5 protein-coding genes are annotated in these 5269 nt (G+C 38.3%); 4 read left to right on the forward strand and 1 reads right to left on the reverse strand.

The features are described 5' to 3' along the window. The first annotated feature begins 819 nt into the window (after positions 1–819). From hemC to H592_RS22110, 4 genes are read left to right on the forward strand one after another with little or no spacing between them, the layout of a single operon-like run. A complete protein-coding gene (gene hemC / locus H592_RS0111215; RefSeq protein ID WP_028868864.1) occupies positions 820–1749 on the forward strand; it encodes a hydroxymethylbilane synthase in 930 nt (309 codons plus the stop codon). After that, on the forward strand, positions 1746–2504 hold the full coding sequence (locus tag H592_RS0111220) for a uroporphyrinogen-III synthase (protein WP_028868865.1): 759 nt from the start codon (positions 1746–1748) through the stop codon (positions 2502–2504). The genes hemC and H592_RS0111220 overlap by 4 nt, the downstream gene beginning before the upstream one ends. Before the next feature lie 18 nt (positions 2505–2522). Further along, complete coding sequence (locus H592_RS22105; RefSeq protein ID WP_051369134.1) at positions 2523–3650, forward strand: uroporphyrinogen-III C-methyltransferase; 1128 nt, start codon at positions 2523–2525, stop codon at positions 3648–3650. Between the two features lie 5 nt (positions 3651–3655). Further along, positions 3656–4870 (forward strand): heme biosynthesis HemY N-terminal domain-containing protein, encoded by a 1215-nt coding sequence (locus H592_RS22110; RefSeq protein ID WP_051369135.1) that lies wholly within the window; start codon positions 3656–3658, stop codon positions 4868–4870. A 207-nt stretch (positions 4871–5077) separates the two neighbouring features. Here the strand turns inward: H592_RS22110 and H592_RS23990 are convergent. Continuing rightward, positions 5078–5269 (reverse strand): hypothetical protein (locus tag H592_RS23990; RefSeq protein WP_211235659.1); only part of this gene is annotated, 192 nt, incomplete at its 5' end.

Below are 5269 nucleotides of genomic sequence, written 5' to 3' on the forward strand. Positions count from 1 at the left end.
GGATGATGGAATAAAAGAATACAGGAGCCGTATACGAGGCCCGTACGTACGGTTCTGTGAGAGGGATGAGGCAAAAGCCTCACCCTACTCGATAATTGTGTTGATTTATGAGCTACGCAGAAAGTAGGGCGAGTTTACCGACAGGCAAGGTTGACGAGAGGAGGAGCTCTGCGACGACCATTCCATCGCCAAGCTGGCATAGTATTCAGAACAATCCCTGTAGACTCTGTCTACAGGGTTTTTTTCGATTAGGGCTTTTGGTGGTGATGTCCTGCTTGAGCAGGGGATAAATAAAGCGCCGCGCAGTGGCCATCCTTTAGTGCGATAGATAGGGGGGAATGATGCGGTCAGCATCGTCTTATGAGCGGGCTAAGTTCTGTGTGCCCTGGTGATATCGCGACAGCGATGGGTCATGAGCAATCTCGACCCATCGCCAAGCTTGCATAGTATTCAGAACAATCCCTGTTGACTTATGTCAGCAGGGATTTTTTCGTTTAGGGCTTTTGGTGGTCAATCCTTTTAAGTTTTCAAACGTTTCGCGACGACTTTCCATCGTCAACAGCTTAATCACCGCTATTCCAATGATTCGAATTTTATCAATCTGCATACTTGCTCAGAAAATCGCCATCAAATACCTATAAGTCTTACCCCCCAAGAATATTGACCATTGGCTAAATTAGGGTATCAATTGCATTAATTAACTGAACAAGGTTAGAGAATTTATGCTTTAACTCGAACTTTGGCGTATTATCAAATATTTCTCTGGATCATTGTTTTGTTTTTGATAGCATAAAAACTCCCTTTGTTAGAGAAATTATCATGTCTAAAAAAATTATCCGTATTGCAACTCGTCATAGTCCATTAGCAATGTGGCAGGCTAATTTTGTTAAAGCCGAATTATTGAAGCATCATCAAGATTTAACTGTTGAATTATTACCAATGAAAACAAAGGGCGATATTATTTTAGATACGCCATTAGCTAAAGTCGGTGGAAAAGGTTTATTTGTTAAAGAATTGGAAGTCGCTATGCTTGAGAAGCGTGCTGATATTGCTGTGCATTCGATGAAAGATGTTCCTGTAGATTTTCCAAAAGGTTTGGGGTTAACCACTATTTGTGAGCGTGAAGATCCTCGTGATGCTTTTGTTTCTAATAACTACAAACAATTATCTGATTTACCCAAAGGCGCTATCGTTGGTACTTGTAGTCTAAGACGCCAATGTCAAATTAGTGAATTAAGACCTGATATAAAAATTAAAGACTTACGTGGTAATGTCAACACGCGTTTGCGTAAGCTAGATGACGGTGAATATGATGCGATTATTCTTGCTGCTGCTGGTTTAATTCGTTTAGAGATGGCGTCGCGTATTGCTAGTTATATAGAACCGGAAGTTAGCTTACCGGCTGTTGGCCAAGGAGCAGTTGGTATCGAATGTCGACTAGATGATGCAGAGACAATTGCTTTGCTTGCGCCATTAGAACATCGTGATACTCGAATTCGTGTCACTGCTGAACGAGCAATGAACTTAGCACTTGAAGGTGGCTGCCAAGTTCCTATTGGTAGTTTTGCTTTGTTAAAAGGAGAAGACCAAGTGTTTTTACGTGGTTTAGTTGGCAGTGTTGACGGTAAGAATATCATTAGAAAAGAATTAATTGGGCATATTGATGATGCACATCTGTTAGGTGAGCAATTAGCACTGCAATTGTTAGATGCTGGCGCAAAAGAAATTCTAAGTGAAGTTTATAAGTGAAACCTGCTCCACGACTTTTAGTGACTCGTTTTGCACCTCATGCACAGGAGTTGGTTGAACGTTTAAGTCATGTTGATTGCTTTGCGATTGCTCAACCTCTGTTAATGACAACACTATTAAAAGAGCGTCAGGCTCTCGATATATTTTTAAGCGGTTATTATGACTTGGTGATTGTGGTCAGTGGTAATGCTGTTAAATATGCACAACAACAAATTAATGATGACTGGCCAAAAGCAACTTATTTAGCTGTTGGTAAATCGACACAGATACAATTGAGCGAAGTGACAAAGCAAGATGTGATGTGTCCTTTAACAAGATTTGATAGTGAAGGTTTATTAGAGCTGGCAGCACTACAATCAATTAAAAATAAGCATATTTTAATCTTACGTGGTGAAGGTGGAAGGGAGTTATTAGAAAATGCCCTCATTGAACGTGGTGCAAAAGTAGATTTTTTACAAACATATAAACGTGTCAAGATTGTATTGGATGGTCACGAATTAGCTAATAATTGGCAACAAGCCTGTATAAATGGTGTTATTATCAGTAGTGTAGAGATTTTAAATCAATTATTTGCTTTGGTACCAATGAATCATAAAGATTGGTTATTGGGTTTGGTTTTTTATGTTCCAAGCCAACGAGTCGCTGAGGAAGCTACCTTGTTAGGTGCGAAAGATGTTGTTCTTTTACCAAGTCTACGTACCGAGCAACTAGTAGAATTTTTCAAAGCAGATGATGGCAACTGTATAGCCCGTTAGTTTTTAAATAGGAAAGTTATGACTGATACTAATACTGAAACTCAAAATATATCGGCGACTGTTGAGCCTGAAGTTGTCAATGATAAACCCAAAAAGTCCTCTCGACTTGTTGCGATCCTCGTTGTTATTTCTATTTTACTGTCTTTATTTATCATTGTATTTGGTTGGTATCTTTATAAGAATAACTCAGTGAATAACAATGTATACAAAGAAAAAATTGAAGTGTTAGCTAGTCAACTAGCAGAACAAGTGGAACAGCAAGACAAACAATTTCAACAAAGCAAATCATTAAATAATAGCTTTAAAACACAAGTTGAACAATTAAATATTCAGTTGCTAGATGCACAGAATAAAAGCAAATTATTTAGTTCGGACATGCAAGCGTTACAACGTAATATGGCGGAAACAAATATTCGTCATCCAAGTGATTGGATCTTGTCTGAAGTGGAATACTTGATCAATTTATCAGGACGGAAATTATGGCTCGAACATGATGTGACCACTGCTACTTCTCTGTTAAATGCAGCTGATCAACGTATTGTTGAAATGGGAGATCCAAGTCTAAATCCATTACGACGCGCCGTACTTGAAGATATTAATATGTTGGAAGCTTTACCACAACGCGATCCTGATAGCGTAGTATTGGCTTTATCAAGTTTAGAACGACGTATTGACCAACTTGTGATGGTTGGTTTGGATATGCCTGAAGTAAATAAAGAAACCGATGGTGCAGTCTCTTCAGATGTCGCTGATTGGGAGCAAAACATTAACCAGTCTTGGGATGATTTTGTTGCTAGTTTTATCGTTATCTCTCATCGAGACAAACCTGTTGAAGCTTTATTAGCGCCTGAGCAAGCTTGGTACTTAAAAGAAAATTTAAGAAATCACCTCGCAAAAGCTGAATTCGCAGTTTATAGAGAGCAGCAAGATATTTACGATATGTCTATGACAAATGCAATGAAGCTAATCGAGCTTTATTACGATATGGAAGATAAAGGAACTGAACAATTCCACACTTCAATTAAAAGACTTAGTAAGCAAAAAGTTGCTATTACTTACCCAGATCAATTCAAAAGTGCGCCGTTGCTTTCTCGTATTCTTAAACAACGCATTAGCAAGTCATTTACTATTGAAAGTGCGGAGTAATTATTATGATTCGAGTTTTAATTATTGTTCTTATCTTATTAGCCGCATTAATCTTTGCGCCTGAAATAAGTGCTTATAAAGGTTATATTTTAATTTCATTTGATAGCTATACAACCTATGAAACAACAATAATCAATGCGGCACTTATTGCGGTTATTTTTTACTTTTTACTGCTTTTTGTGGAGTGGATATTACGTAAACTACTTTCTATGAGCAGTGTTACTCGTGGGTGGTTTGGGCAACGTAAAACACGTAAAGCACAAAAAAATAGTTTATTAGGTATGCTTGCTTTGTTAGAAGGAAATACTAAACAGGCTCAAAAGTTATTATCTAAATCCGCCTCTCGAAGTGAAGCACCCGCATTGACTTATATTGCAGCTGCTCGTGCATCTCACAAAAATGGTGACTTTAATCAACGTGATGATTACTTACAATTAGCTAATACACACCCAGGTTGTAAATTAGCTGTTGGACTTGTTTGGGCAGAGTTACAGCTTGATGCAAAACAATATGAAAACGCATCTGCAACATTAAACGAGTTAAATCAAAACTTCCCTAAGAATAAACAAGTGTTACAGCACTATATGACACTATATCCAGCGCTTAATCAATGGCAAGAGTTGATTACATTAATTAATGCTCAACGAAAATTAACAGGCTTAAATGATCAACAGTTTGCCGAGTTAGAGCTTCATGCGCATCAACAATTATTTAAGCAACTAGCACAGGAGAGTGGGCAGCTACTTAATGACTATTGGCATAAAGATGTTGCTCGTTGGATGCGTAAAGAATTGAGTTATCAAGAAGCGATGCTAGCCGCATTAGTTGAACATGATCGAGGAAAAGTTGCACAAGAGTTTTTGTTAGATAAATTGCATCGTCAATTCTCATTGCCGTTATTACCTTATTTACAAAAAATACAAGCAACCGATTATTATCCTATTATTATGTTTCTTGAGAAGCAGTTAAAGAAATCAGCACATGTCGATTATATCCATCAGGCTTTAGCGCACTTAAAGCTAAAAGAAGGACATAATGAAGCTGCTATTGAGCATTTGACTGAAAGTCTTAAATCGCTTCCAAATATTGCGGATTATAAATTACTCGCTTCGCTTTTAGAACAAGAAGGCAAGCAGGAGCAAGCTAACCTTTGTTATAGAGAAGGGTTAACCTTTGCTGCTAAGCCAACCTCTACAAATTTAATACTTATTGATGGTTGATAGATCATAAATTTGTCATTATTAGCGAGTATATTTTAAAAGTAAGTTTTGGCTTACTTTTTTTGTTTGCCCAGCAAAGCTGGCAAACCCGCTCACTTGCAAGAAAGTGAGATCACCCTGATTGAGGGGAAGATAATCCGAATGGCAAGGGCGTCACTGGCTAACGGTGGGGTCTGAAGGAAGCCATAGGAAGTTAGAAGTACACAACTAACCGTAACCTGTTTCGGCAGTGTTGGTGGATAAGCGTCCAAAATAGCGCGAAGTCCAATACTCAGTCAGACCAACACTGTGTTTGAGGGTGGTCATTTCTAACAGGGAGTCAGTGTAATAACTGGGGAAGCCTGGCACTGTATCCAAGCATTTGTTTGGACATATTATCTCAAGAGGTGACTCAAGGTT

The organism is Psychromonas arctica DSM 14288 (genome assembly GCF_000482725.1).
GTDB lineage: Bacteria > Pseudomonadota > Gammaproteobacteria > Enterobacterales > Psychromonadaceae > Psychromonas > Psychromonas arctica.

Coding starts and splice junctions, on each gene's coding strand:
- H592_RS22105 (WP_051369134.1), top strand. CDS start 2,523: ATGACTGATACTAATACTGAAACTCAAAATATATCGGCGACTGTTGAG.
- H592_RS22110 (WP_051369135.1), top strand. CDS start 3,656: ATGATTCGAGTTTTAATTATTGTTCTTATCTTATTAGCCGCATTAATC.
- hemC (WP_028868864.1), top strand. CDS start 820: ATGTCTAAAAAAATTATCCGTATTGCAACTCGTCATAGTCCATTAGCA.